General features: G+C 71.7%; 27 protein-coding genes. 20 read left to right on the top strand and 7 right to left on the bottom strand.

Features of this window, described 5'->3' with window-relative positions:
- Window positions 1-11: 11 nt before the first annotated feature.
- Complete coding sequence (locus tag J3S20_RS09410) at window positions 12-1,466, bottom strand: NAD(P)H-hydrate dehydratase (RefSeq protein ID WP_246602523.1); 1,455 nt, start codon at window positions 1,464-1,466, stop codon at window positions 12-14.
- A gap of 93 nt (window positions 1,467-1,559) precedes the next feature.
- On the opposite strand from J3S20_RS09410, the gene J3S20_RS09405 reads away from it, so the two are divergent.
- From J3S20_RS09405 to J3S20_RS31100, 4 genes are all read left to right on the top strand, one after another.
- Window positions 1,560-1,919, top strand: a complete 360-nt coding sequence (locus J3S20_RS09405; RefSeq protein ID WP_216836176.1) for a hypothetical protein — start codon at window positions 1,560-1,562, stop codon at window positions 1,917-1,919.
- Window positions 1,920-2,012: 93 nt separating this feature from the next.
- Complete coding sequence (gene parA, locus J3S20_RS09400; RefSeq protein WP_216836175.1) at window positions 2,013-2,648, top strand: ParA family partition ATPase; 636 nt, start codon at window positions 2,013-2,015, stop codon at window positions 2,646-2,648.
- 145 nt (window positions 2,649-2,793) lie between these two features.
- Window positions 2,794-3,225: a GNAT family N-acetyltransferase gene (locus J3S20_RS09395; RefSeq protein WP_216836174.1), complete on the top strand. Its 432-nt coding sequence runs from the start codon at window positions 2,794-2,796 to the stop codon at window positions 3,223-3,225.
- Complete coding sequence (locus tag J3S20_RS31100) at window positions 3,222-4,550, top strand: tetratricopeptide repeat protein (protein WP_216836173.1); 1,329 nt, start codon at window positions 3,222-3,224, stop codon at window positions 4,548-4,550. The genes J3S20_RS09395 and J3S20_RS31100 overlap by 4 nt, the downstream gene beginning before the upstream one ends.
- Before the next feature lie 52 nt (window positions 4,551-4,602).
- Here J3S20_RS31100 and J3S20_RS09385 read toward each other — a convergent pair whose 3' ends face one another.
- Both J3S20_RS09385 and J3S20_RS09380 read right to left on the bottom strand, forming a co-directional pair.
- The gene (locus tag J3S20_RS09385; RefSeq protein WP_216836172.1) at window positions 4,603-5,118 is read right to left on the bottom strand and encodes a MaoC family dehydratase; all 516 of its coding nucleotides are present in this window, start codon (window positions 5,116-5,118) and stop codon (window positions 4,603-4,605) included.
- Window positions 5,119-5,137: 19 nt separating this feature from the next.
- A complete protein-coding gene (locus J3S20_RS09380; protein WP_216836171.1) occupies window positions 5,138-6,058 on the bottom strand; it encodes a DMT family transporter in 921 nt (306 codons plus the stop codon).
- A gap of 49 nt (window positions 6,059-6,107) precedes the next feature.
- On the opposite strand from J3S20_RS09380, the gene J3S20_RS09375 reads away from it, so the two are divergent.
- The 4 genes from J3S20_RS09375 to metC are packed head-to-tail and all read left to right on the top strand — an operon-like array spanning window position 6,108 to window position 9,548.
- Entirely contained in the window at window positions 6,108-6,779 is a 672-nt protein-coding gene (locus tag J3S20_RS09375) for an NUDIX domain-containing protein (protein ID WP_343215192.1), read from the top strand.
- Window positions 6,776-7,495 (top strand): alanyl-tRNA editing protein, encoded by a 720-nt coding sequence (locus tag J3S20_RS09370; protein WP_216836169.1) that lies wholly within the window; start codon window positions 6,776-6,778, stop codon window positions 7,493-7,495. Before J3S20_RS09375 ends, J3S20_RS09370 begins: the two co-directional genes overlap by 4 nt.
- 5 nt (window positions 7,496-7,500) lie before the next feature.
- Window positions 7,501-8,346, top strand: a complete 846-nt coding sequence (locus J3S20_RS09365; RefSeq protein WP_216836425.1) for a sulfurtransferase — start codon at window positions 7,501-7,503, stop codon at window positions 8,344-8,346.
- Window positions 8,346-9,548 (top strand): cystathionine beta-lyase, encoded by a 1,203-nt coding sequence (gene metC, locus J3S20_RS09360; protein WP_216836168.1) that lies wholly within the window; start codon window positions 8,346-8,348, stop codon window positions 9,546-9,548. Before J3S20_RS09365 ends, metC begins: the two co-directional genes overlap by 1 nt.
- Before the next feature lie 21 nt (window positions 9,549-9,569).
- Here metC and J3S20_RS09355 read toward each other — a convergent pair whose 3' ends face one another.
- Together J3S20_RS09355 and J3S20_RS09350 are read right to left on the bottom strand one after the other, a co-directional pair.
- A complete protein-coding gene (locus tag J3S20_RS09355; RefSeq protein ID WP_216836167.1) occupies window positions 9,570-9,944 on the bottom strand; it encodes a helix-turn-helix domain-containing protein in 375 nt (124 codons plus the stop codon).
- A 95-nt stretch (window positions 9,945-10,039) separates the two neighbouring features.
- Window positions 10,040-10,573: a Fur family transcriptional regulator gene (locus J3S20_RS09350; RefSeq protein ID WP_216836166.1), complete on the bottom strand. Its 534-nt coding sequence runs from the start codon at window positions 10,571-10,573 to the stop codon at window positions 10,040-10,042.
- Window positions 10,574-10,614: 41 nt separating this feature from the next.
- Between J3S20_RS09350 and hisI the strand changes: the two genes are divergently transcribed.
- The 4 genes from hisI to J3S20_RS09330 all read left to right on the top strand — a co-directional run bounded on the left by hisI (window position 10,615) and on the right by J3S20_RS09330 (window position 13,256).
- Window positions 10,615-11,085, top strand: a complete 471-nt coding sequence (gene hisI, locus J3S20_RS09345; RefSeq protein WP_216836165.1) for a phosphoribosyl-AMP cyclohydrolase — start codon at window positions 10,615-10,617, stop codon at window positions 11,083-11,085.
- Window positions 11,082-12,122, top strand: a complete 1,041-nt coding sequence (locus tag J3S20_RS09340) for a CobW family GTP-binding protein (RefSeq protein WP_216836164.1) — start codon at window positions 11,082-11,084, stop codon at window positions 12,120-12,122. The genes hisI and J3S20_RS09340 overlap by 4 nt, the downstream gene beginning before the upstream one ends.
- 110 nt (window positions 12,123-12,232) lie before the next feature.
- Window positions 12,233-12,883: a GOLPH3/VPS74 family protein gene (locus J3S20_RS09335; RefSeq protein WP_216836163.1), complete on the top strand. Its 651-nt coding sequence runs from the start codon at window positions 12,233-12,235 to the stop codon at window positions 12,881-12,883.
- A gap of 40 nt (window positions 12,884-12,923) precedes the next feature.
- Window positions 12,924-13,256 carry an STAS domain-containing protein gene (locus tag J3S20_RS09330; protein WP_216836162.1) on the top strand — a complete coding sequence of 111 codons (333 nt, stop codon included), beginning with the start codon at window positions 12,924-12,926 and terminating at the stop codon, window positions 13,254-13,256.
- Between the two features lie 33 nt (window positions 13,257-13,289).
- On the opposite strand, the gene J3S20_RS09325 is transcribed toward J3S20_RS09330, so the two are convergent.
- Window positions 13,290-13,541, bottom strand: coding sequence for a SemiSWEET family sugar transporter (locus tag J3S20_RS09325; protein ID WP_216836424.1), 252 nt, complete (start codon window positions 13,539-13,541; stop codon window positions 13,290-13,292).
- 51 nt (window positions 13,542-13,592) lie between these two features.
- Between J3S20_RS09325 and J3S20_RS09320 the strand changes: the two genes are divergently transcribed.
- Genes J3S20_RS09320 through J3S20_RS09305 form a run of 4 tightly spaced genes read left to right on the top strand, consistent with a single transcriptional unit; the run spans window position 13,593 to window position 17,213 of the window.
- On the top strand, window positions 13,593-14,189 hold the full coding sequence (locus J3S20_RS09320; RefSeq protein WP_216836161.1) for a GNAT family N-acetyltransferase: 597 nt from the start codon (window positions 13,593-13,595) through the stop codon (window positions 14,187-14,189).
- Window positions 14,186-15,082 (top strand): carbon-nitrogen hydrolase family protein, encoded by an 897-nt coding sequence (locus tag J3S20_RS09315; RefSeq protein WP_379793638.1) that lies wholly within the window; start codon window positions 14,186-14,188, stop codon window positions 15,080-15,082. The genes J3S20_RS09320 and J3S20_RS09315 overlap by 4 nt, the downstream gene beginning before the upstream one ends.
- Window positions 15,079-16,236: a lipid-A-disaccharide synthase gene (gene lpxB / locus J3S20_RS09310; protein ID WP_216836160.1), complete on the top strand. Its 1,158-nt coding sequence runs from the start codon at window positions 15,079-15,081 to the stop codon at window positions 16,234-16,236. Before J3S20_RS09315 ends, lpxB begins: the two co-directional genes overlap by 4 nt.
- Window positions 16,233-17,213 carry a DUF808 domain-containing protein gene (locus J3S20_RS09305; protein ID WP_216836159.1) on the top strand — a complete coding sequence of 327 codons (981 nt, stop codon included), beginning with the start codon at window positions 16,233-16,235 and terminating at the stop codon, window positions 17,211-17,213. Before lpxB ends, J3S20_RS09305 begins: the two co-directional genes overlap by 4 nt.
- 112 nt (window positions 17,214-17,325) lie before the next feature.
- On the opposite strand, the gene J3S20_RS09300 is transcribed toward J3S20_RS09305, so the two are convergent.
- A complete protein-coding gene (locus tag J3S20_RS09300; RefSeq protein WP_216836158.1) occupies window positions 17,326-18,273 on the bottom strand; it encodes a Gfo/Idh/MocA family protein in 948 nt (315 codons plus the stop codon).
- A gap of 153 nt (window positions 18,274-18,426) precedes the next feature.
- On the opposite strand from J3S20_RS09300, the gene secD reads away from it, so the two are divergent.
- From secD to J3S20_RS09280, 4 genes are all read left to right on the top strand, one after another.
- Window positions 18,427-20,010 (top strand): protein translocase subunit SecD, encoded by a 1,584-nt coding sequence (secD, locus tag J3S20_RS09295; protein WP_216836157.1) that lies wholly within the window; start codon window positions 18,427-18,429, stop codon window positions 20,008-20,010.
- 22 nt (window positions 20,011-20,032) lie between these two features.
- Window positions 20,033-20,983: a protein translocase subunit SecF gene (secF, locus tag J3S20_RS09290; protein ID WP_216836422.1), complete on the top strand. Its 951-nt coding sequence runs from the start codon at window positions 20,033-20,035 to the stop codon at window positions 20,981-20,983.
- Window positions 20,980-21,963, top strand: coding sequence for a type 2 periplasmic-binding domain-containing protein (locus J3S20_RS09285; protein WP_216836156.1), 984 nt, complete (start codon window positions 20,980-20,982; stop codon window positions 21,961-21,963). The genes secF and J3S20_RS09285 overlap by 4 nt, the downstream gene beginning before the upstream one ends.
- 240 nt (window positions 21,964-22,203) lie before the next feature.
- Entirely contained in the window at window positions 22,204-23,364 is a 1,161-nt protein-coding gene (locus J3S20_RS09280) for an EAL domain-containing protein (RefSeq protein ID WP_216836155.1), read from the top strand.
- Window position 23,365: the final 1 nt, after the last annotated feature.

Genomic DNA, 23,365 nt, shown 5'->3' with positions numbered 1-23,365 from the left:
TTCTGCGTGTTTCAGGGATCATGCCCGAGGTCCCGCGCCGGGTCGAGAAGCATCGCCGAGATCGTGGCCGGCAGATGCCCCGGCAAGTCCTCGGCCAGCAGCCCCGGCCCGGCCCGGCGGGCGGCCTCGCCTTGCAGGTGGCAGGCGCAGGCGGCGGCCTCGAAGCGCGGCATGCCCTGGGCGAGCAGGCCGGCGACGATGCCCGCCAGCACATCTCCGGTGCCGCCGGTGGCGAGCCAGGGCGGCGCATTGGCATTGATGGCGACGCGGCCATCCGGGGCGGCCACCAAGCTGTCCGGCCCCTTCAGCACCACCACGGCACCGGTGGCCCGCGCCGCTTCGCGGGCGGCGGCCAGGCGATCCTCGCCCGGCCGGCCGAAGACCGCGGCGAATTCCCCCGCATGCGGCGTCAGCACGGCGCAGCCGGCCAGTGCCGCCGGGTCGCCGGTGGCCGCCCGCAGCGCGCCGGCATCGGCCACCACCTGCCGCCCGGCCGCCACCGACTGCCGCACCAGGTCCCGCGTCGCGCCATCCGGCGGCAGGCCCGGGCCGATCACCCAGACGCCGATCCGCGCATCCTCGCGCAGCGCGGCGATGGGACCGGTGGCCACCATGACGCCCGGCGCGCCGGCGCGCAGCACCGCGGCGGTCGGCTCATCCGGCGCCCAGAGGGTGAGCAGCCCGGCGCCGGCCCGCCGCGCCGCCGCCGCCGCCAGCCGCGCCGCGCCGGTCATGGCCGGGCCCGCCACCACGGCGACATGGCCGCGCGCATATTTGTGGCCCGTCGGCTGCGGCACCGGCAGGCGCCACAGCGCCGGGCCATTGCGGAAGGCGCGCGGGGCGATGTCGGGCAGCACCGCGGCTGGAAGTCCGATATCGGCCAGCACCACCTCCCCGCACAGGGCGCGGCCGGGGAACAGCAGATGGCCTGGCTTCAGGCGAAGGAAGGTGACGGTCAGCGCCGCCTGGGGCGCGAAGCCGCGCACCGAACCGGTCGCGCCATCGAGGCCGGAGGGCACGTCCACGGCGACGAGCGGCGCGCGCACCGCGGACAGGACCTCGGCTGCCAGCCCGTCCACCGGACGGGACAGGCCGGCGCCGAAGACCGCATCCACCGCCAGCCCGGCGCGCGCCACCTCCGCGACCGCAAAGGGCACCACCGGCCCGCGCCAGCGCGCGGCCATGGCGGCGGCGTCGCTGCCCGGGGCGGGCGGCGCCAGGGCGGCAACGGCCACCGGCCAGCCCGCCTGGTCCAGCAGCCGCGCCACCACATAGCCGTCGCCGCCATTATTGCCCGGTCCGGCCAGCACCAGGGTGCGGACCGGCCGGAAACGACGCTGGATGGCGCGGGCCACGGCGCGGCCGGCGGCCTGCATGAGCGTGAGGCCGGGAATGCCCGCAGCGATGGCGGCCGCATCGGCCGCGGCCATTTCGGCGGGGGTCAGAAGGTCCAGCGGCATGTCCATGGAAGCGAGCCTATCGCGGCCGCCGCGCCGCCAGAACCCGGCGGCGGCCGGGGGCGCAAAGAACTCGGGGCGGGGCCGGACGCTTGGTTCTGCATGCGCCCTATCCATAGCCTGTTCCTGGTCCCCGCCCTGCTGCTGCCGCTGGCCGCCACCGCGCAGCCGAGCCAGGGTCCCGCCGCCAATGCGGCACCCCCGCCGACCGAGATGCGACGCGACCCCGCCGGCGCGCCCTCGGCCGAGCGTCCGCGGCCGGAGGCGCCGCCGCCCGGCGTGGGCACGCCGCGCAACCTGCCGCCCCGCACCTCCCCGCCGCCGGGCCACGAGACCCTGCCCGCCCCCGCCGTGCCGGGCGCGCAGCGGCCTGAGCGCAGCGGCGGCGTGACGGATTTCGGCAACAGCCCCGTGCCCTCCCGCCCCGGGGCGCGGCCGGACGCCTCCACAACCGGCCGCTAAGGGCGACCCACCGCAAGGGCGACCCACCGTAAGGGCGACCGGCGGCCCAGGCTTTGCTAGGTTTTGCGCGAAACAGGTCGTGGAGTCGCCCGCATGGCCTTCGTCATCGCCGTGGCCCAGCGCAAGGGTGGCGCCGGGAAGTCCACCCTCAGCGCCAATCTCGCCACCGCCCTCGCCGGCCAGGGGCTGAAGGTGGCGCTGCTGGACGCGGATCCGCAGCAGACGCTGACGCGCTGGGGCGCGGAGCGCGCCAAGGCCGGGCCGCGCGCCCTGCCCCTGCACCTGGATGCCCCGGCCGGCTGGCGCCTGCCCGCGGCGCTGGACAAGCTGCGGCGTGGCCAGGATGTGGTGCTGCTGGACACGCCGCCGCATGCCGATACGGATGCCCGCATCGCCATCCGCAATGCGGACCTGGTGCTGGTGCCGCTGCAGCCCTCCTCCGCCGATCTCTGGGCCATGGATGCGACGCTGGACCTGGCACGGGGCGAAAAGCGGCCGGCCGCCATCGCGCTGAACCGGGCGCCGGCCAGCGGCAGGCTGCTGGCGCAGGTGCTGGCGGAGCTCGGGCGGCGGGACCTGACCCTGCTCCAGCCCGCCATCGGCAATCGCACCGGCATCGCCCAGGCCTTCGCCGCCGGCCTCGGGGTCACCGAATCCGCGCCGAAATCGGTGGCGGCGGCGGAGATGCGGGCGCTGGCGGAGGCGCTGATGGCGCTGCAGCGCCAATAGCCAGGGCTTTTCAGCCGCCGCGCGATGTGGCCACTTCCCGCGCCGCGACAGATGGAAACGGAGACGGCGGCGCATGGCCAAGGCGGCAGGGGGCGGGACGAAGCGGCCAAAGGCCTCCGCGGCGAAGCCCGAGGCGCCGCGCGGCATGAGCCCGGATGCCGGCGTGGAGATCTCGGAGGACACCTTCCCCGAGCTCGATGCCGTGGCCGCCATCCAGCGCGGCCTGCATGCCTTCAACCAGGAAATGGGCGGCCCCTATGACCGGGACCCGGTCACCCTGCTGGCCCGCGCGCCGGATGGCACCGCCCGTGGCGGGCTGCTGGGCCTGACCTTCTGGGGCTGGCTTTTCGTCGACTGGCTCTGGCTCTCTCGCGACCTGCGCGGCAAGGGCGTGGGGACGGAGCTGCTGCGCCGGGCGGAGGCGATCGCGCGGGAGCGCGGCTGCGCCCAGGCCTATACCGATACCTTCAGCTTCCAGGCCCCCGACTTCTGGCTGCGCAACGGCTATAGCGAATTCGGCCGGCTGGACGGCATGCCGGCCGGCCATGCCCGCATCTGGTTCAAGAAGACGCTGTGACCGCCCCAAAGCCTGACCTCATCGTCCATATCGGCCAGTCGAAGACCGGCACCTCCTCCATCCAGCGGGTGCTGGGCGGGCAGCGGCAGGCGCTGGCGAAGCTCGGGGTCTGCTATCCGCTGAGCCCCGGCTGGGCCAATCACGGCATGCTGCCGGCCTCCCTCGTGCCGCTCTCCCGCCTCGGCCATTTCAACCCGGCGCTGTGGGACGGCATCGGGGCGGAGGCGCGGCTGGCGCAGTTCCGGCGCGAATTCGCGGCCGAGATGGCCGCTCTGCCCGCCGGCACGCGGCTGGTGATTCTCTCGGCCGAGCAATGCGGCGGGCTGCTGGGCAACCAGGCGGAGATCGCCCTTCTGCGCGACCTGCTGGCGCCCTACGCCGCCCGCATCCGCGTCGCGGTCTATCTGCGCCGGCAGGACCAGCATGCGGCCAGCGGCTATACCCAGGCGCTGCGCGTCGCCGGCATCCGCCCGCCCGAATTGCCGAAGCTGGGGCCGGACCGCCTGCCGCAATACGACTATGCCAAGCTGCTGGACGACTGGGCCGCGGTCTTCGGCGCCGATGCGATGATGATCCGCATCTTCGAGCGCGCCGAGCTGGTGAATGGCGATGCGGTGGATGATTTCCTCGCACTCTGCCAGGTGCCGCTGGCCGTGCCGGCGGATCATCCGGACCGCCAGAGCAACCTCTCCATCACGCCGGCCGCCATCGACCTGGTGCGCAGCATGGGAGAGCGCATGAAGGCGCGGCCGGAGGGGCTGACCGCCGCCTCCCTGCCCTGGCGGCGCTTCATGGCGGCGGTGTCGGATGCCCTGCCCGGCCGCGGCTGGAAGCCCCACCCGGCCGAGGCCGCCGCCTTCCTCGCGCGCTACGAGGCGGTGAACGAGGAAGTCCGCCGCCGCTGGTTCCCCGACCGTCCCAGCCTATTCGCGCCGCTGGACCCTGTGGGCGGCGATCCGCCCCCTGGGCCGCCCGCGATCGACCGTGATGCGGCGCTGGAAGCGGCGATGGATGTGCTGGAGGACCAGCTGCGCCTGGCGGCGCAGCGGGAGGCGGACCAGCATGTGCTCGCCGCCCGGCTGCATGAACGCCTGGGCGAGCAGGCGCCGGCCCGTAGCGCCTTCCGCGCCGCGCTGCGCGTGGTGCCGGACCATCCGCTGGCGCATCAGCACCTGGCGGAGGCGGCGCTGCGCGAGGGCAACCGGGCGGCGGCGGAGGCGCATCTGGCGGTGCTGCAGCGGGCCCATCCGGACCATGCCGCGACGCGGCGGATCGGCCATCTGATGGCCCAGGCGAATTCGGCCCCGACCAAGGCCGCCGGCTGAAGGCGGAACGCCCCCGAACCGCCTTCGCGGGCGGACGGCGCTGCGGTGCGGGTCAGCCTGCCGCCGGACGGGTCTCGGCACCATCGCCCGCTTCCGGCCGCTTGCGGATCAGGTAGCGGTGGCGGCCTTCCATCACCAGCACGCCGCGCTGGTTGTGCACCGTGCTGCGCAGGCCGACCACGCCGGTGGAGCGGTTGGGCGAGAGCTCGTCCACCTCCAGGCAGGGATAGACCGTGTCGCCCAGGAGGACCGGCGCCAGGAAGCGGCTGGACTGTTCCAGGAAGGCCTTCAATGACTGCTCAACCAGGTGCGGAAAGATCCCGGCCCCGGCGGCGGTCTGGATCGCCACCTGGAAGCCATGCGCCAGCATGTCGGGCAGGCCGTGGGCACGGCAGTAGTCGCGGTCGTAGTGGATCGGGTGGTGGTCGCCGCTGGCGGCCTGGAAGGCGGCGAAGATGCCGCTCGTCATGGTGCGGCTGGGCAGCGGGAAGCGCTCGCCGAGGACGAAATCCTCGAACCAGCGCTGCTCGGCGATCATTCGGTGGGACCGGGGGTCGAAGCCCGTCATCGCCGCGCCGCCGCGCGCATCATTGGCGGGCGCGCGCGGCGCGCACGACTTCGCGCCGCCAGATGTACAGGCCGGCGCCGACCAGCACGCCGAAGCCCAGCAGTTCGTAGGCATCCGGCCATTCCGACCAGATCAGGATGCCGGCGAACATGGTCCAGATCAGGCCCGAATATTCAAAGGGCGCCAGCAGCGTGGTCTCGCCGCGGCGATAGGCGGCCGTCATCAGCAGCTGCGCCACGGCGGAGACGCAGCCGATGCCCCCAAGCAGCAGCCATTCGCGCGGGGATGGCGTGACCCAGACCGGGATGGTGCCGAGCCCCGCCAGCGTGGCGGAGGCGACGGCGAACCAGAAAACGATGGAGACGCCCGGTTCCCCGGCCTCCCCCATGCGGCGGATGCTCATCATCGCCATGGCCCAGCCGAAGGCGCCGAGCAGCACCAGGCCCACGCTGAAAACCGGCAGCGCCGCGCCGCCGAAGCCCGGCCGCACCATGATCAGCACGCCGGCAAAACCCACCACCACCGCCGACCAGCGCCGCCAGCCCACCTGTTCCCGCGTCAGCAGCACCGACAGCGCGGTCAGGAACAGCGGCATGGTGAAGCCGAGCGCGGTCGCGGTGGCCAGCGGCAGGTGCACGAAGCCGTGGAAGGCGCCGACCATGCCGCACATGCCCCAGAAGGTGCGCTCGGCATGGCGCCAGGGCAGGCGGGTGCGCAGCAGGTGGAACCCGCCCGCCTGCACCACCATCACCAGCAGCAGCGGCAGGGCGAAGGCATTGCGGAACAGGATGATCTGGGCCAGCGGAATCCCCGGCCCGATCGACTTCACCAAAGCGGCGGAGACCACAAAGGTGGCCGAGGCGGCGAGCACCAGCAAGATGGCGCGGCGCCGGGCGGCGGCAACCGCGGGGGAGATGGAGCTGGTCTGGATGGGGGACATGGACGTTCCTGGTGCCCAAGGGTAGGGTCCGCCGGGCATGAGCGCCAGAGTGCCCCCTTCCCCGGCCCCGCCCTTTCCCGCCGAGCCCCGCCACCCGAAGGCCCCGCCCATCCCGCCCTGGCCGGGGCTGGAGGTGCTGGAGGATGAGGTGGTCTGGGGCCAGCGCTTCGCCCTGCAGCGGGTCCGCTTCCGTCACGCCCGCTTCGATGGCACGCCGTCGGGCGTCCTGACCTGGGAATTGTGGCGGCGCGGCCAGGGCGTGGTGATCCTGCCCTACGACCCCGTCACCGACCGCATCGCCCTGATCGAGCAGTTCCGCCTGCCGGCGCTGGCCGCCGGCCTGCCGCCGGTGATGACCGAATGCCCGGCCGGGCTGCTGGAGGCGGGCGAGGATCCGGAGGTCTCGGGCGCCCGTGAACTGGCCGAGGAAACCGGGCTGACCGCCCGCGCCATGGCGCCGATCGGCGCCTTCCTGCTGATGCAGGGCGGCTGCGACGAGCGGGTGCATTTCCTCTGCGCCTGCGTCGACCTGTCCGAGACCGGGGCCACCACGCATGGGCTGGCGACCGAGAACGAGGAAACCCGCGTGATGGTGCTGCCGGCGGCGGACGTCTTCGCCATGGTCGCCGACAACCGCATCCAGAACGCGCCGGCGGCCCTCGCCCTGCTGTGGCTGCAGGTGAACCGGGCGCGGCTGCGAGAAGAATGGACCACATCATGACGACCGAAGCCCTGTTCGCCGAGGATGCCTATCGCCGGGAGGTGACCGCCCGCGTGGTCGCCGCCGACGAGCGCGGCGTGGTGCTCGACCGCACCGTCTTCTACGCCCGCAGCGGCGGCCAACCCGGCGATGCCGGCACGCTGCGCTGGGAGGGCGGCGAGGCCGCCGTGGTCGAAGCCACCAAGGGCGAGGCGGGCGCCATCCTGCACACGCTGGCCCCCGGCACCGCGGTGCCGCCGGTGGGCGCGGAGGTGGAGGCGACGCTCGACTGGGCGCGCCGTCACCGCCACATGCGCATGCACACCACCCTGCATCTGCTGTGCAGCGTCCTGCCGGGCATCTACGCCACCGGCAACCAGATTGGCGCCGAGAAATCCCGCCTCGACTTCGACCTGCCGGACCCGCCCGCCAAAGAATGGTTCACCGAACGCCTGGCGGAGCTGGTGGCCGCCGACCACCCCGTCGGCATGACCTGGATCACCGAGGCGGAGCTGGACGCCAATCCGCAGATGGTCCGCACCCTGTCGGTGCAGCCGCCGCGCGGCGCCGGGCGCATCCGCCTGGTCCGCATCGGGCCGGAGGCCGCGCCGGTGGACCTGCAGCCCTGCGGCGGGACCCATGTCTGCAGCACCGGCGAGATCGGCCGGGTCGAGGTGCTGAAGCTGGAAAGCAAGGGCCGGCAGAACCGCCGCATCCACATCGTATTGCCGGAGTGACCGAGATGGACCTGCTGGTCTCCACCGAATGGCTGGCCGCGGAGCTGGGCAAGCCGGACCTCGTGGTGCTCGACTGCACCACCTACCTGCCGACCGAGCAGGGAAATGCGCCGGACGGGTTCCGCGCGGCCCATATCCCGGGTGCCCGGCTGTTCAATATCGACCAGGTGGCGGATCCCGACAGCAGCCTGCCGCATATGGTCCCCACCCCGGCGCGCTTCGAGAAACTGATCGGCGCGCTCGGCGTGGGCAACGACACCCGCGTGGTCTTCTACGACCAGCACGGGCTGCGCGCCTCGCCACGCGGCTGGTGGATGATGCGCTTGTTCGGGCATGAGAATGCGGCGGTGCTGGATGGCGGCCTGCCGAAATGGCAGCGCGAGGGCCGGCCTGTCGAGACCGGCGACGCGCCCCCTGCCCCGGGCGCGACATTCGTGGCGGACCTGATCGCGCGGCGCCTGGCCGGCATCGGCGACATCAAGCGCATCATCCGCCAGGGCGGCGGGGAGGCGCTGATCCTCGATGCGCGGTCCAAGGCCCGCTTCGATGGCACGGCGCCCGAACCCCGCCCTGGCCTGCCCTCCGGCCACATGCCGGGCGCGATGTCGCTGCCGGCGGCCGACCTGGTGGGACCGGATGGCGTTATGAAGGATGAGGCGACATTGAAGAAAATGTTCGCCGAACGCGGCGCCGATGCCACGCGGCCCATCGTCACCTCCTGCGGCACCGGCGTCACCGCCTGCGTCGTGGCGCTCGGCGCGCTGCGGGCCGGGCTGCCGGAGCCCGCGGTCTATGACGGGTCCTGGACCGAATGGGCGAGCCGCCCGGAAACCCCCAAGGAAACCACCTGATGCCCGACGACGCGAATCCCAACGGCCATCCCAAGCACGCCTTCGCCACCCGCATGTCGCATGCGGCGCGGCCGCCGATCCGCGCGCTCGGCTTCGTCAATCCGCCGGTCTACCGGGGCTCCACCGTCACCGCGCAATCCTGCGAGGCGCGGCGGGAGAATGCGAAGCAGCGCTTCAACCGGGTGATGACCTACGGCACCCAGGGCGGCCCGACCCACTACGCCCTGGAAGACGTGGTGGCGGAGATCGAGGGCGGCACGCATTGCACCATCACCGGCACGGGCCTTTCCGCCGTGACGGCGCCGCTGATGGCCTGGCTGAAGGCGGGCGACCGCTGCCTGATGCCCGACAGCGTCTATGGCCCGGCCCGCAACCTGGCCGAGAATGTGCTGCCCGGCTGGGGCATCGAGACGCAGTTCTACGATCCCTGCATCGACGCCGCGGGGCTGGAGCAGCTCTGGACCCCGAACACCAAGGTCCTCTACCTGGAAAGCCCCGGCAGCCACACCTTCGAGGTGCAGGACGTGCCGGCGCTGACGGCGGTGGCGAAGCGCCACGGCGCGGTCAGCATGATCGACAACACCTGGGGCATCCACAGCTTCCAGCCCTTCGTGCATGGCTGCGATGTCTCGATCCAGGCGCTGACCAAGTATGTCGGCGGACATTCGGATATCCTGCTGGGCAGCGTCACCGTGGCCAGCGAGGCGCACCACTTGATCGTCCGCAACATGGCCTCGGCCCTCGGCCATTACGCCAGCCCGGACGATTGCTGGCTGGCGCTGCGCGGCGTGCGGACCATGCCGATCCGGCTGCGGCACCAGGCTGAAAGCTCCCTGCGGGTCGCCGAATGGCTGGCGGGGCGGCCGGAGGTGATGGAGGTGCGCCACCCGGCCCTGCCGGGCGCGCCGGGCCACGAGATCTGGAAGCGGGACTTCGACGGCGCCTGCTCCCTCTTCGGCATCGTCTTCCAGCCCCGCTACACGGAGGCCGATATCTTCCGCTTCGTGGACGGGCTGAAGCTGTTCGGCATCGGCGCCAGCTGGGGCGGCTATGAATGCCTGGCGCTGCCGACCAATGGCATGCTGGTGCGCCGCGTGACGCCGGAACTGCCGGGCCAGGCGGTGCGGCTGCATATCGGGCTGGAGGAGGTGGCGGATATCATCGCCGACCTGGAACAGTCCCTGGCCAATCTGCCGGCCTGAGCCCGACGCCGGGCCCTCGTTTCAGGGGGCCCGTCCATTGGGGGCTTCGAAGCCGAGAATCGCCTCCACATAGCCATCGAAGCCGGCGATCCCCGCCGGCGTCATGGCATAAAGCTGCGTCTTGCCCAGGCGCCGCGCCGGGGCCACGGCACCGGTGCTGGCCAGCCGCTTCAGCACCAGCCGAATGGTGGGCCCGCTATAGCCGGTGGCGGCCGCGATCTGGTCCACCGAAAGCTCTGGCACCGCATCCCGCTGCGCCTGTTCGTAGAACAGCATGGCCACGTCGAAAGCGATGCGGCTGTTCTTCACTCCTGCACGCTGATCGACCTGCCGCAGGTCCCGCAACAACCGCAGGGCGGCAAAGCGACGATCCGGAACATCCAGGCAGAGGGTCATGCCATGGTTCTGCCAGACCGGAACAGAGTTGCAACGTTCTCAAATCAACAAACTAAGTTATAGATCAAGTCCCGGTGGAATCGCACGCATTCTCGTCAGGAAGCGCCTGCCTGGGGTTGGGCGGGTGCCTGGGCGGCGCAGCGGGCGCAAAGCCCCTCGACTTCGATCGTCGTGCGATGCGGAATGAAGCCGCTGCGCCCGGCCGCGGCGGCGATGGCGGCGATGGTGGCCGAATCGCAGATCTCGGCCGTGGTGCCGCATTGGCCGCAGATCAGGAACTGGTGCGGGTGGTCGGAGCCATGGGCATGGCCATGGCCGCTTTCATCGCAGCCGATGAAGGCGTTCAGCCGCTCCACCTTGTGGATCAGGCCCTGGGCCAGCAGGAAATCCAGCGCGCGATAGACGGTGGGCGGCGCCGCGCCGCGCCGGGCGCCCTTCAGCTGGTCCAGCAGCGCATAGGCGCCGATCGGCTGCGCCGATTGCAGCACCAGGCGCAGCACCTGGCGGCGCAGCTCCGTCAGCTGGGCGCCATGCCGCTGGCAGGTGGCGGCCGCGCGGTCCAGCGCCAGCTCCAGCGCCGCATCGGGCGCCCTTGCCCTGGTCTGTTCCGCCTGCATCGGCTCCGCCATCACTGTCCCCTGCTCCGCTGCTGCCCATATAATGCGCCGTCATGACGGACACACCCCTGGCGCCCGCCGCGGCGCCCGCCTTCGCCCCGCCCTCCGCCGCCGGCATCGCAGCCCTGCTGGGCGCGGTGCGTTTCAATGCCGATGGGCTGGTCGCCTGCATCGCCCAGCAGCATGACACGGGCGAGGTGCTGATGATGGCCTGGATGAACCGGGCCGCGGTGGAGGAAACGCTGGCCACCGGCCAGGTCTGCTATTTCAGCCGCTCCCGCCAGGGGCTGTGGCGCAAGGGCGAGACCTCGGGCCAGGTGCAGCGGCTGGTGGAGCTGCGGCTGGATTGCGACGGCGATACGCTGCTGGCGCTGGTGGATCAGCTCGGCGTCGCCTGCCACACCGGCCGGCGGAACTGCTTCTATCAGTCCATCCGCGGCGACAGCCTCGCCAGCATCGCGGCGCCGCTGATGGATCCGGCGGCGCTGTATGGGGACGCCCACAAGGGACACAACCACGGATGAGCGGCCCGATCCCCGTCACGGTGCTGACCGGCTTTCTCGGCGCCGGCAAGACCACGCTGCTGAACGCCCTGCTGAAGCAGCCGGCAATGGCCCATACCGCCGTGCTGATCAATGAATTCGGCGAGATCGGCCTGGACCACCTGCTGGTGGAGCGGCTGGACGGCGACACGGTGCTGCTGAATGCCGGCTGCCTGTGCTGCACCATCCGCGGCGACCTGCTGACGGCGCTGGACGGCGTCTGGGACCGCATGCTGGCGGGCCAGAAGGTGGCGCGGGTGGTGGTGGAGACCACCGGCCTGGCCGACCCCGCCCCCATCCTGCACACGCTGATGGCCGATCTCCGCCTGGCGCGCCGCTTCGTGCTGGATGGGGTGGTGACGCTGGTGGATGCCGCGACCGGCATGGCGACGCTGGATGCGCAGCCGGAGGCGCTGCGCCAGGCCGCCGTCGCCGACCGTATCGTGCTCAGCAAGACCGACCTGATGCCGCCGGCGCAGGTGGCGCTGCTGGAGGAAAGGCTGCGCGCGCTGAACCCGATCGCGCCGATCCTGCCCGCCGTGGCCGGCGAGATCGAGGCCGCGCGCCTGCTGGATGCCGGCCCCTATGACACCTCGGTGAAGGCGCCGGACGTCGCCACCTGGATCGGCGCCGCGGCGCCGCAGGGCCATCACCATCACCATCACCACGACCCCAACCGGCATGATGGGCGCATCCAGGCGCTCTGCCTGGATTTCGACCGGCCCCTGCCCTGGACCGGCCTGGCGAGCTGGCTCGAGATGCTGGCGATGACGCGTGGCGCGGCCGTGCTGCGGATGAAGGGGCTGCTCGACCTGCAGGGGGAGGACCGGCCCGTGGTGATCCATGGCGTGCAGCACCTGTTCCATCCGCCGATCCGGCTGGACGCCTGGCCGGAAGGCGAACCGCGCCGGTCCCGCCTGGTCTTCATCCTGCGGGAGCTGGACCCCGATGTGGTCCGCAAGGGTCTGGCCGCCTTCCTGGATGCGGCGGAAGCGGAGAAGGCACTGGGCACGGCCTGAATCCTCGCCCGCATACGACCCTGCGCCTGCGTTGACTCGGCACCCGCCGCGCGCTTCCCTGCGCCATGCCGGAAGCCCAGCCGGTGCGTGTTGAGGGAGCCTGTGACGCCATGCCGTTGACGATGCCGGAGGAGATCCTCCTCCTGATGCTCGATGATGAAAGCGGGCGGCTACAGGAGCGCGCGGCGCCGTCCGGCGACTATGCGATCGCCGGCGCCGTGCTGGCCGAGCTGGCGCTGGAAGGGCGGATCGATACCGACCCCACCCGGCTCTATGTGGTGAACCCGGCGCCGACCGGCGATGCGCTGCTGGATCGTGCGCTGGCGCAGATCGTGGCCGCGCCGGAAGCCGGCGACAGCCGCTACTGGATCGAGACGCTCGCCGCCGATGCCGATGCCTATCGCGACGCGCTGTTCGAGCGCCTGGTCGCCAAGGGCATCCTGAAGCGCGTCGAGGGCCGCTTCCTTTGGGTCTTCCCGGAGCGCCGCTACCCCGTGATCTCCGACAAGGAGGAGCGGGAGGTGAAGGCGCGCATCATGGGCGTGCTGTTCCAGGACGACATCCCCGATCCGCGCGATTCGATGCTGATCGGCCTCTGCCGTGCCGGCGGCCTGTTTTCCCTGATCCTCTCCAACCAGGAGTTGGACAAGGTGCAGCCGCGCATCGACCAGGTGGCGGATCTGGAGGAGTTGAACCGCTCCCTCGCCGATGCCATTCGCGAAATCTATGCGCAGATCGCGCGCTACGCGCCGATGGTCTAAACAGACTCCGACGCAGGCGAGCTAGGACAGGACAGGCTTCATGGATATTTCTGAAAGCACCGAGAAGGGCGTGAAGGTGGCTGCGCTCAAGGGCCGCCTCGACACCGCCACCGCCCCGGCGGCAGAGGCCAAGCTCTTGGGCCTGCTCGAGGGTGGCGCCAAGGTGGTGGCCGACCTGGCGGAGGTGCATTACGTCTCCTCGGCCGGGCTGCGCGTTCTGCTGAAGGCGGCCAAGCAGGCCAAGGCCATCGGCGGCAGCTTCGCCGTCGCATCCCCCCAGGCGCCGGTGCGCGAGGTGCTGGAGATCAGCGGCTTCGACAAGATTTTGGCGATCCACCCGAGCCGCGACGCGGCGGTGGGCGCGCTCACCTGACTTTTGGGGCGCCCTGCCTCGGCAGGGCGCACCTCAGCCGCGCCGCAGCTTCACCGACAGGATGAAGGCAGTCAGCGGCACGGTGACGATATTCGCCGCCACCAGCCCGGTCGCGCCCTTCAGCAGCCCATAGCCCAGCCAGAGGCTGTTGCCCGCGACCAGCAGCACCAGCAATGCCAGGCTGAAATCCTGCGCCGAGCGCGTGCGCCAGGTTTTCCATGCCTGCGGCACGAAGGCGGCGGTCGTCATCGCCCCCGCCACCAGGCCCACGGCCTCTACTCCCATCTCCACGCGAAGCTCTTTCCTGCCGTCACGCGGGACCCTATGCATCCGGGCATGGCGGAAATCCACCTGCGCTTCGAGACAGTTTCGGGCCCCGCGCTGCATCCGCTGCTGCCGGATCTGGCGGCGCTGCGCATCGCCGTCTTCCGGGAATGGCCCTACCTGTATGAAGGCGATGGCGGCTACGAGCAGGGCTATCTGCGCGCCTATGCGGAGTCGCCAGGTGCTGCGATCGTGGTCTGCCGGGATGGCGAGAAGGTCGTCGGCGCCGCCACCTGCCAGCCGATGGTCCAGGCGCATGCGCCGGTGCTGGCCTGCTTCCGGGAGGCCGGGCTGGACCCTGCCCGCTTCTGCTATTTCGGCGAATCGGTGCTGCTGCCGGAATGGCGCGGCCAGGGCGCCGGGGTGCGCTTCTTCGCGGAGCGGGAGGCGCATGCGCTCCGTCTGGGCCTGCCGGGGGCCGCCTTCTGCGCCGTGGCCCGCGATGAGCGCGACCCGCGCCGGCCGGCCGGCTACACGCCGCTGGATGCCTTCTGGGGCAAGCGCGGCTATGCCAGGCGGCCGGATCTGGTCGTGAGCTTCAACTGGAAGGAAATCGGCCAAGCCACGGAAACGGCGCACGACCTGGTCTTCTGGACCAAGACGCTTTGACCCAGCCCCTGCCGCGCCCCCTCCGCCTCGGCCTCCTGGCCTGGGAAGTCGGGCACCCCGCCAGCGTCGCCGATTTCGCCGCCCGGCTGGACCAGCGCCTGGCCGAGGCCCGCGGCCGCGCCGATCTCTGCGTCCTGCCGGAATATGCCTGCGTCGAATTGGGCGCAGCACTCGCCGGCAATGCCGCGCCGGATGAGGCGACGGAGCTGGCCGCCATGGTGGCCCATGCCGAGGAGATCCTGGCCGCGATGCGCCAGGCGGCGATGCGCGCCGGGGTGTGGCTGCTGCCGGGCAGCCTGCCCATGCGATCGGGCCCGCGCATCATCAACCGCGCGCCTCTGATTGCACCCGACGGCCGCCTGGCCTTCCAGGACAAGACCGCCATGACCCGCTTCGAGGCCGAGCGCTGGGGCGTCTCCTCCGGCGCCGGCCCGGCGGTTTTCGACACGCCCTGGGGCCGCATCGGGATTTCGATCTGCTACGATGTGGAATTCCCGAAACATGCCCGCGCCCAGGTCGAGGCCGGCGCCTGGCTGATCCTCGCCCCCTCCTGCACCGACAGTCTTTCCGGATTCGCCCGGGTGCGGATCGGGGCCGCGGCGCGGGCGCTGGAGAACCAGTGCTTCGTCGCCGTCACGCCGACGCTCGGCCTCGCCCCCTGGTCAGTGGCGTTGGACGAAAATCACGGCCAGGCGGCGGTCTTCGGCCCGCCGGATCGCGGCTTTCCGGAGGATGGCGTGGTGGCGGCCGGGGGGATGGACGTGCCCGGCTGGCTGTTTGCCACGCTCGACCCCGCCCTGGTCGAGGAGGTCCGGGCGAACGGCGCCGTGCGAAACCACCGCGACTGGCCGCGCCGCCCCGTCCCTGCGCCGAAACCCGCGAGCTTCGCATGAGCCTGGTCTATCTGGTCGCCGGCGAGGCCTCCGGCGATGTGCTGGGCGCGCGGCTGCTGGCGGCGCTGCGGGCGCGCGACCCCTCCCTCGCCTTCGCCGGCGTCGGCGGCGACCGCCTGGCCGAGCAGGGCCTGCCGAGCCTGTTCCCCATGCGCGAGCTGGCGCTGATGGGGCTGATCGAGGTGCTGCCCAATATCCGCCGCCTGGCACGGCGGCTGGATGAGACAGTGGCGGATATCGCGGCCCGCCGCCCGGCCGTGGTGGTGACCATCGACAGCCCCGGCTTCACCCTGCGCCTGGCCCAACGCATCCGCCCCCTCGGCATTCCCGTGGTGCATTACGTGGCGCCGCAGATCTGGGCCTGGCGGCCCGGGCGGATCGCCAAGATCAAGGCGGCAGTGGACCATATCCTCTGCCTGCTGCCCTTCGAGCCGGTGATCTTCGAGGCGGCCGGCATCCCGGCCAGCTTCGTCGGCCATCCCGTGCTGGAATCGGGCGTTGATGCTGGGGACGCCGCGCGCTTCCGGGCCGCCCACGGCCTGGCGGCGGAGGCCCCGGTGCTGGTGGTGATGCCCGGCAGCCGGCGGATGGAGGTGAAGCGCCTGCTGCCCATCTTCGGCCAGGCGCTGCGGCTTCTGGCGCCGCGCGTCCCGAATCTGACGGTGGCGCTGCCGGTCTCGGCGGTGGTGGCGGAGGCGGTGCAGGCCGGCGTGCGGGACTGGCCGGGCCGCACCCTCCTGGTGACCGATCTGGCGGGCAAGCACGATGCCTTCGCCGCGGCGCGGGAGCACGGGGCGGGTCTCATCAAGTCCGGCACCTCCTCCCTGGAAATGGCGGTGGCCGGGGTGCCGCATCTGGTGGCCTACAAGGTGAACCCGATCACCGCCGCCATCGTCCGCCGCCTGGTCCGCGTCCCCTTTGCAAGTCTGGTGAACCTGCTCGCCGATCGCCGCGTTGTGCCGGAGTATCTGCAGGAGGCAGCGACGCCGCAGGCCCTGGCGGAGGGCCTGGCCGGGCTGCTGCTGGATGCCGCGCCCGCTGCCGCGCAGCGCGCCGGATTTGCGGAAATGCTGCTAAAGCTGCGTCCGCAGGAAGGTCTGCCTAGCGCCGCGGCGGCCGCCGTCGTGCTGAACCGAATCGAGGATCATGCATGAGCGTTGGCCTGATTGCCCTGCTGGACGACATCGCGGCCCTGGCGAAGGTCGCCGCCGCCTCGCTCGACGACATCGGCGCGCAGACGTTGAAGGCAGGCGCCAAGGCGGCCGGCGTGGTCATCGACGATGCCGCGGTGACGCCGCGCTATGTGGTCGGCTTCGCCGCGGCGCGGGAATTGCCGATCGTCGGGCGGATCGCCCTGGGCTCGCTGAAGAACAAGCTGCTGTTCCTTCTGCCCGGGGCGCTCGCGCTCAGCCTGCTCGCTCCCTGGGCGATCACGCCCCTGCTGATGCTGGGCGGCGCCTATCTGTGCTTCGAGGGCGCCGAGAAGGTCATCGAGGCGATCTTCCCGCATCACGGGATGATGGTCTCGAAATCCCCGGGCCTCGCCGAGGACGACCGCACGCTGGAGGACCAGAAGATCGCCAGCGCCATCCAGACCGATTTCATCCTCTCGGCCGAGATCATGGCCATCACCCTGGCGACGGTGCCGGAGGCGAGTTTCATCGGCCAGGCCGCCGTGCTCGCCGCGGTGGGCATCAGCATCACCGTGCTGGTCTATGGCGCCGTCGCCTTGATCGTGAAGGCGGATGATGCCGGCGTCGCCATGGCGCAGACCGGCAGCGCGCCGCTGCGCGCCCTGGGACGCGGCATCGTCCTTGGGATGCCCTATCTCCTGAAGGTGCTGGCCATCGTCGGCACCGCGGCCATGGTCTGGGTAGGCGGCGGCATCATCCTGCATGGGCTGGAGGAATACGGCCTTGGCGGCATGGCCCATGCGCTGCACGCCGCCAGCGATGCCGCCGCCGCGGCGATGCCCGCGATCGGCGGCGCGGCGGCCTGGTTCGTGACCGCGCTCGGCTCCGGCCTTCTGGGCCTCGTCCTCGGCGCGGCCCTGGTGCCCGTGGTCGAGAAGCTGATCCTGCCGGCCTGGCGGCGGCTTCGGCCGGGGGCAAAGGGCGTCCCCCAGGGCTGAGGCGTCTCGAGCGTTTTCAAGCCTTGCGGCTTCGCAAGGCGACTTGGAAAACGCGTCAAGACAATGAGCTAGAGCCGTTTCACCGTCTTCGCTTTCGGTGAGGCAGCTCTCGTCAGTCGTTGGCTTCGATCGCGGCCTCGACCGCCAGCGCGACGCGCAGCGCCGCGATGCCCTCGGCTGCGCCGACCTCCGGCGCTTCCCCGGCGCAGGCCTTCGCAAAACCGGCCTGCTCGGCCTCCAGGCTGTCATGCTCGGTCCAGCCGGCGCGGTCGATGCCATAGCCGGGCATGGTCGCCACCTCCTCCGCCCCACCACGCCGCAGAACGGCCAGGGAGCGGTTGAGGAAATCGACGCTCATCTCCCCCTCCCCGCCCAGCACCCGCAGCCGCCGCTCCATGGCGAGCGAGACGCGGGAGGCGGTGATGGTGGCCGCCCTGCCGCCGCGAAAGCCGAGGCGCGCGACCGCGAAATCGGCATGCTCCGACATCACCCGCGCCCCCACCGCCTCCACCTTCTCGGGCAGCCCGCCGGCCAGCTTCAGCACCAGGTCGATGTCATGGATCATCAGGTCCAGCACCACCGAGACATCCAGTGACCGCGGCCGGAAGGGCGCCACGCGCACCGCCTCCCAATGCACCGCGCGGCTGCCCTCCTGTGCGGCCACCACCGCGCGGAAGGCGGCGGAGAATCGCTCGATATGGCCGACCTGCAGCACCCGGCCGCGCGCCGCGGCCAGGGCGGAAAGCGATTCGGCCTCGGCGAGCGTCGCGGCGATCGGCTTTTCCATGAAAAGGTGCCGCCCCGCCTCCAGCACCTGGCGGCCCAGCGCCGCATGGAAGCGGGTGGGGGCGGCGACGATCACCGCCTCCGCCGCCGCGATCGCCTCCGCCGCCGGCAGGGCCGGCACGCCACATTCCGCGGCCACCGCCGCGGCGCGGGCCGGGTCCGCATCATGCAGCGCCACCAGCCGCAAGGGATTGTCCGGCCCGCCCCGGCTGGCCTTCAGCGCGTGGAAACGGCCAAAATGCCCGGCACCGAGCACCGCGACGCGCAGCGACATCGAGAAAAACCCTTCCTTCAAGCCAGCCGGTGATACTGCGTCCCGCCCGGGCTTGCATCAGGGGGGGCCGCGCCGCATCTTCCGGGCCGGTGGCATCGCCCCCCGGATGGGGTAAAGGGCCGCTCCTTCACCATTCGGGGTCTGGCTGCTTCCATGATGTATTTCGCCCGCTGGAAGGTATTCGCCATCATCGGCGTCTGCCTCCTCGGCATCCTGGTCTCCCTGCCCAACCTGTTCCCGCGCAGCGCGCTGCCGGATTGGGCCCGCCAGATCAGCCTCGGCCTCGACCTGCGCGGCGGCAGCTACCTGCTGCTCGAGGTCGATACCTCCGCCATGGTCCGCGAAAGGCTGGAGGCGCTGGTGGATACCGCGCGCCGCGGCGCCGCTGCTGCCAATCCCCGCATCCTCTATACCGGGCTGAACGCCGCACCGGCCGAGCGCCGCGTCTCCGTCCGCGTGTCCGACCCCGCCCGCGCCGCCGACATGGCCCGCATCCTGCGGGAGGCCGCGATCGTGGTGCCCGCCGGCGCCGGGGCGCAGCAGCCGGATATCGAGGTGACCACCTCTCCCGATGGGCTGGTTTCCGCCACGCTGACCGAGGTCGCGCTGCGCGCCAAGGCGGGCAATGCGGTGGAGCAGTCGCTGGAGATCGTCCGCCGCCGCGTCGATGAGACCGGCGTGGCGGAGGCGCTGATCGCCCGCCAGGGCGCCAACCGCATCCTGGTGCAGCTGCCCGGCGTGGAAGACCCGGCCCGCATCAAGGACCTGCTGGGCCGCACCGCCCGCATGACTTTTCATCTATTGGACGAGAGCGCCAATCTCCAGGCGCCGACGCCGCCGCCGGGGACCATGTTCCTCCCCGGCGACCGCTTCCAGGACCGCTATGCGGTGCGCCGGCGGGTCGAGGTGGATGGCGCCAACCTGACCGATGCCCGCGCCGGCCAGGACCAGAACGGTCAGTGGGTGGTGAACTTCACCTTCGATTCCATCGGCACCCGGCGCTTCGCCGATGTCACCCGCCAGAATGTCGGCCGACCCTTCGCCATCGTGCTGGATGAGCGGGTGATCACCGCACCGAATATCCGGGAGCCGATCACAGGCGGCCGCGGCCAGATTTCTGGCAGCTTCGACGTGCGCGGGGCCAACGACCTGGCCGTTCTGCTGCGCGCCGGCGCCCTGCCCGCCCCGCTGACGGTGGTGGAGGAACGGACTGTGGGGCCGGAGCTGGGGGCGGATGCGATCCGCGCCGGCATCATCTCCCTCGCCGTGGGGGCCAGCTTCGTCTTCCTCTATATGGGCCTGGCCTATGGGTTCCTGGGCTGGCTCGCGAATATCGCGCTATTGGCCAATCTGGTCATCATGGTCGGCGTATTGTCGGTCATGGGCGCCACCCTCACCCTTCCCGGCATCGCCGGCATCGTGCTGACGCTGGGCACGGCGCTCGACGCCAATATCCTGATCAACGAAAGGGTGCGGGAGGAGGTACGGAACGGGCGAACGCCCATCTCGGCGCTGGAGCTGGGCTTCACCAAGGCCTCCGGCACCATCATGGACAGCAACCTGACCAATCTGATCGCCATGGCCTGCCTCTATGGCTTCGGCAGCGGGCCCATCAAGGGCTTCGCCGTCACGGTGGCCGTCGGGACGGTGGTGCAGATGTGGACCGCGACGGTGGTGGTGCGGCTGATGGTGGCCAGCTGGTATCGCCGCCGCCGCCCCCAGACGCTGCCGGTCTGAGGATCGAAGAAGAATGTTCCGCCTGCTCTCCCGCCCGCTGTTCCGCATCGTCCCGGACGATACGCGCATCCCCTTCATGAAGGGCGCGATCCCGGGGCTGGTGCTCTCGGCCTTCCTGTCCATCGCCTCCGTCATTCTGGCCTTCTATCCGGGGCTGGAGCGCGGCATCGATTTCCAGGGCGGCATTGTCATGGAGGTTCGCACGGAAGGCCCGGCCGACCTCGCCCGGCTGCGCACCGCCGCCTCCGGCCTCAACCTGGGTGACGTCGGCCTGCAGCAATTCGGCGCGCCGGATGCCGTGCTGATCCGCCTGCCCGTGCAGGGCGACGAGGCCGGCACGCAGCGCGCGGTGAATGCCGTGCGCGGCGCGCTGGAGGCGGCCAGTCCCGGCACCCGCATCCTGCGGGTGGAAGCGGTGGGCGAGCGCGTTTCGAGTGAACTGTTCCGCGGCGGGATGATCGCGCTCGGCATCAGCCTGCTGGCGATGCTGGTCTATATCTGGTTCCGCTTCGAATGGCAGTTCGGCCTGGCCGCCATCATCACGCTGATCCTGGACACCACGAAGACGGTGGGTTTCCTCGCCGTCACGCAGATCGAGTTCAACCTGCAGACCATCGCGGCGATCCTGACCATCGTCGGCTTCTCGGTGAACGACAAGGTCGTGGTGTTCGACCGGATGCGGGAGAATCTGCGCAAATACAAGCAGATGCCGCTACGCGACGTGGTCGACCTCTCGATCAACGAGACGCTAAACCGCTCCATCGGCACCTCGATGACGCTGTTCCTCTCGGCCCTGCCACTGGCGCTGTTCGGCGGCGATGCGCTGGCGGGCTTCGCCTGGACCATGCTCTTCGGCATCGTCCTCTCGACCTCCTCCTCCATCTTCATCACGGCGCCGCTGGTGCTCTACACCGGCGCCAAGTCGCTGCGGCCGAAGGAAGTCGCCGCCGCCCCGCAGGCCCAGGCGACGTGACCCGCCAGCGGCCCGGCGAGGCGACGGCACCGCACGTCCCGCGGCGGGCGCTGCTCGGCCTGGCCGGGGCGCTGGGCCTGGCCGCGCCGCGCCTGGCGCTGGGGGCCCGCGGCAATCCGGCGGAGCTTCTGGTGGGCGCGGCCCCCGGCTCGGCGGTGGATCTCTGGGCACGCGGGGTCGCCCCCTTCCTGGAACGCGCCCTGCCGCGGCTGACCCTGGCGGTCCGCAACCATCCCGGCCGCTCCGGCCTGGATTCCATCTCCGTGCTGGCCGAGGCCGATCCGGCGCGGCGGGTCATCGGCGTGGTGACCACCCCCCTGCTGCTGGCCCGCGCCGTGGAGAATGGCGAGCCCTTTCCCGGCACCCGCATCGCGCCCCTGGCTGCGGTGGTGGAGGAAAGCATGGTGCTGGTCGGCGCCCATGGCGGGCCGGCCGATGTGGCGGCACTGCGCGAGCTGGGCGATCGCGGCACGCTGGGCACACCGGCGCCCGGCAGCGCGGCGCATTTCGCGGCGCTGCGCCTGGATGGCCGGCTGGACCTGCCGCGCTTCGCCTTTCCCTCCGCCGCCGCGGCCCGCCAGGCGGCGGTCTCCGGCCATGTGGCGGCGGCCATGCTGCCGCTGCCGGATGCGATCGGCTGGCTGCGGGAGGGCAAGCTGCATGGCATCGGCATCGCCGCCGCACGCCGCAGCCCCCTGCTGCCGGAACTGGCAACGCTGAAGGAACAGGCGGTGGACCTGATCGCCTCCGCGCAGCGCGGCTTCGCGCTGAACCCGGCCGCGCCCCAGGGCTTCCGGGACGCGCTGCTGGGCGGGCTGGAAGGCGTGGCCGGCGACCTCGACTTCGCCGAGCAATGCGCCAGCCGCGGCCAGACGCCCCGCTTCCTGGGGCCGGAGCCCTGGGGCCGGCTGCTGGCCCGTGCCGATTCGGAGCTGCGCCGCCGCTGGGCCGAGGAGCCCTGGCTGCCCCGCCGGGCCTGAGGGGCGGCGTCAGGGGCTCACACGTGACTGTGTTCTGTATGAACCGGTAGATGTCCGCATCTTCAGGCATCCTGGCGGCTTGATGGACTATCGCAACGCCAGAACGGAAAGCCGGGCGCGCCGAGCCTCGTATCGCCGGGCCTTTCGCTGCCGGGTCTTGTTTTGTCACGATTCCGTGATAAGCCGAGCTTGGCCCAGCTTGCGGCGCTTCGCGGGCCTGGATCGGAGGATGCCATCACCATGCTGAGGCGCCCGCGGCGCGCCGATCCGGAGCCGGGCATCGTCCTGCTGGTGGCTAGCGATCCCCTGGTCATTGCCGCCACCCGCGACGCCGCGCGGCGCATGGCCGGGCCGCCGCCGGTGCTGGTGACCACGGCGGAGGAAGCCCTGAGCCAGATGGTGGGCCCGGGCAACGCGCCGCGCCATTTGGTGGTGGAAAGCGGCGCCGGCAGCAGCGCCCTGCTGAGCGCGGCGCGGGATCCCTTCAACGGCACCGGCGTGGTCGTCGTCGCGCGCCCCGGCCAGACGGCGCCGGCGGGGCTGCCGGAAGTGCCGCCCGAGGCCGCGCAGCTGGCCGCCGCCCTGGCCCGGGGCCAGGCGCGCCGATCCCATCCCAGCGATGCCGCGGCCCTGGCCGAGGGGCTGGCCAAGGGCGAGATCACGGTGCGCTTCCAGCCGATGGTCCGGCTGGCCGATCGCCGCCTGGTGATGGTGGAGGCGCTGGCGCGCTGGGAAAGGCCGGGGGCCGCGCTCGGCGCCAATGCCTTCGTCCCGCTGGCCGAACGCGCCGGCCTGGCCGGGCTGCTGACCCTGGCCGTCGCCCGCCGCGCCATGCAGGAACTGGCGGCGCACCGCGCCGGGCGGCACATCCGCCTGTCCTTCAACGTGCCCCTGCCCGAGCTGCTGCGGCCGGACCTGCCGGTGCGGCTGCTGCGCCTGGCCGCCGAGGCCGGGCTCGCGCCCGCCGAGATGCTGCTGGAACTGACCGAGAGCACGGAGGTGCGCGACCGCGCTTTGCTGCGCCGCGCGCTGCTTCGCCTGGGCCGGGCCGGCTTCGGCGTGCTGCTGGACGACCTGGCGCTGGATGACGGGCGCCGGGACCTGCTGGACCTGCCCTTCGCCGGGGTGAAGCTGGACCGCAAGCTGGTGCTCGCCATGCCGCATGAACGGCGCGCCCGGGCCGAGGTGGAGCGCGTGGTCCGCCATGCCCGCCGGCGCGGCATGGTGGTGATCGCGGAGGGGGTGACGGACAGCCATGTCTGGCGCGCCATCGCCGCCGCCGGCTGCGACCTGGCGCAGGGTTTCGGCGTCGGCCGCCCGCTGCCGCCGGCCGCGTTGCCGGCCTGGATTGCCGCCTGGACGGCGGCGGCCATGCCGGATCGCCAGGGTCAGGCAGCCTGAA

Source organism: Falsiroseomonas tokyonensis (assembly GCF_019024325.1).
GTDB classification, from domain to species: Bacteria; Pseudomonadota; Alphaproteobacteria; order Acetobacterales; family Acetobacteraceae; genus Falsiroseomonas; species Falsiroseomonas tokyonensis.
This window is presented reverse-complemented; position numbering and strand designations above follow the sequence as displayed.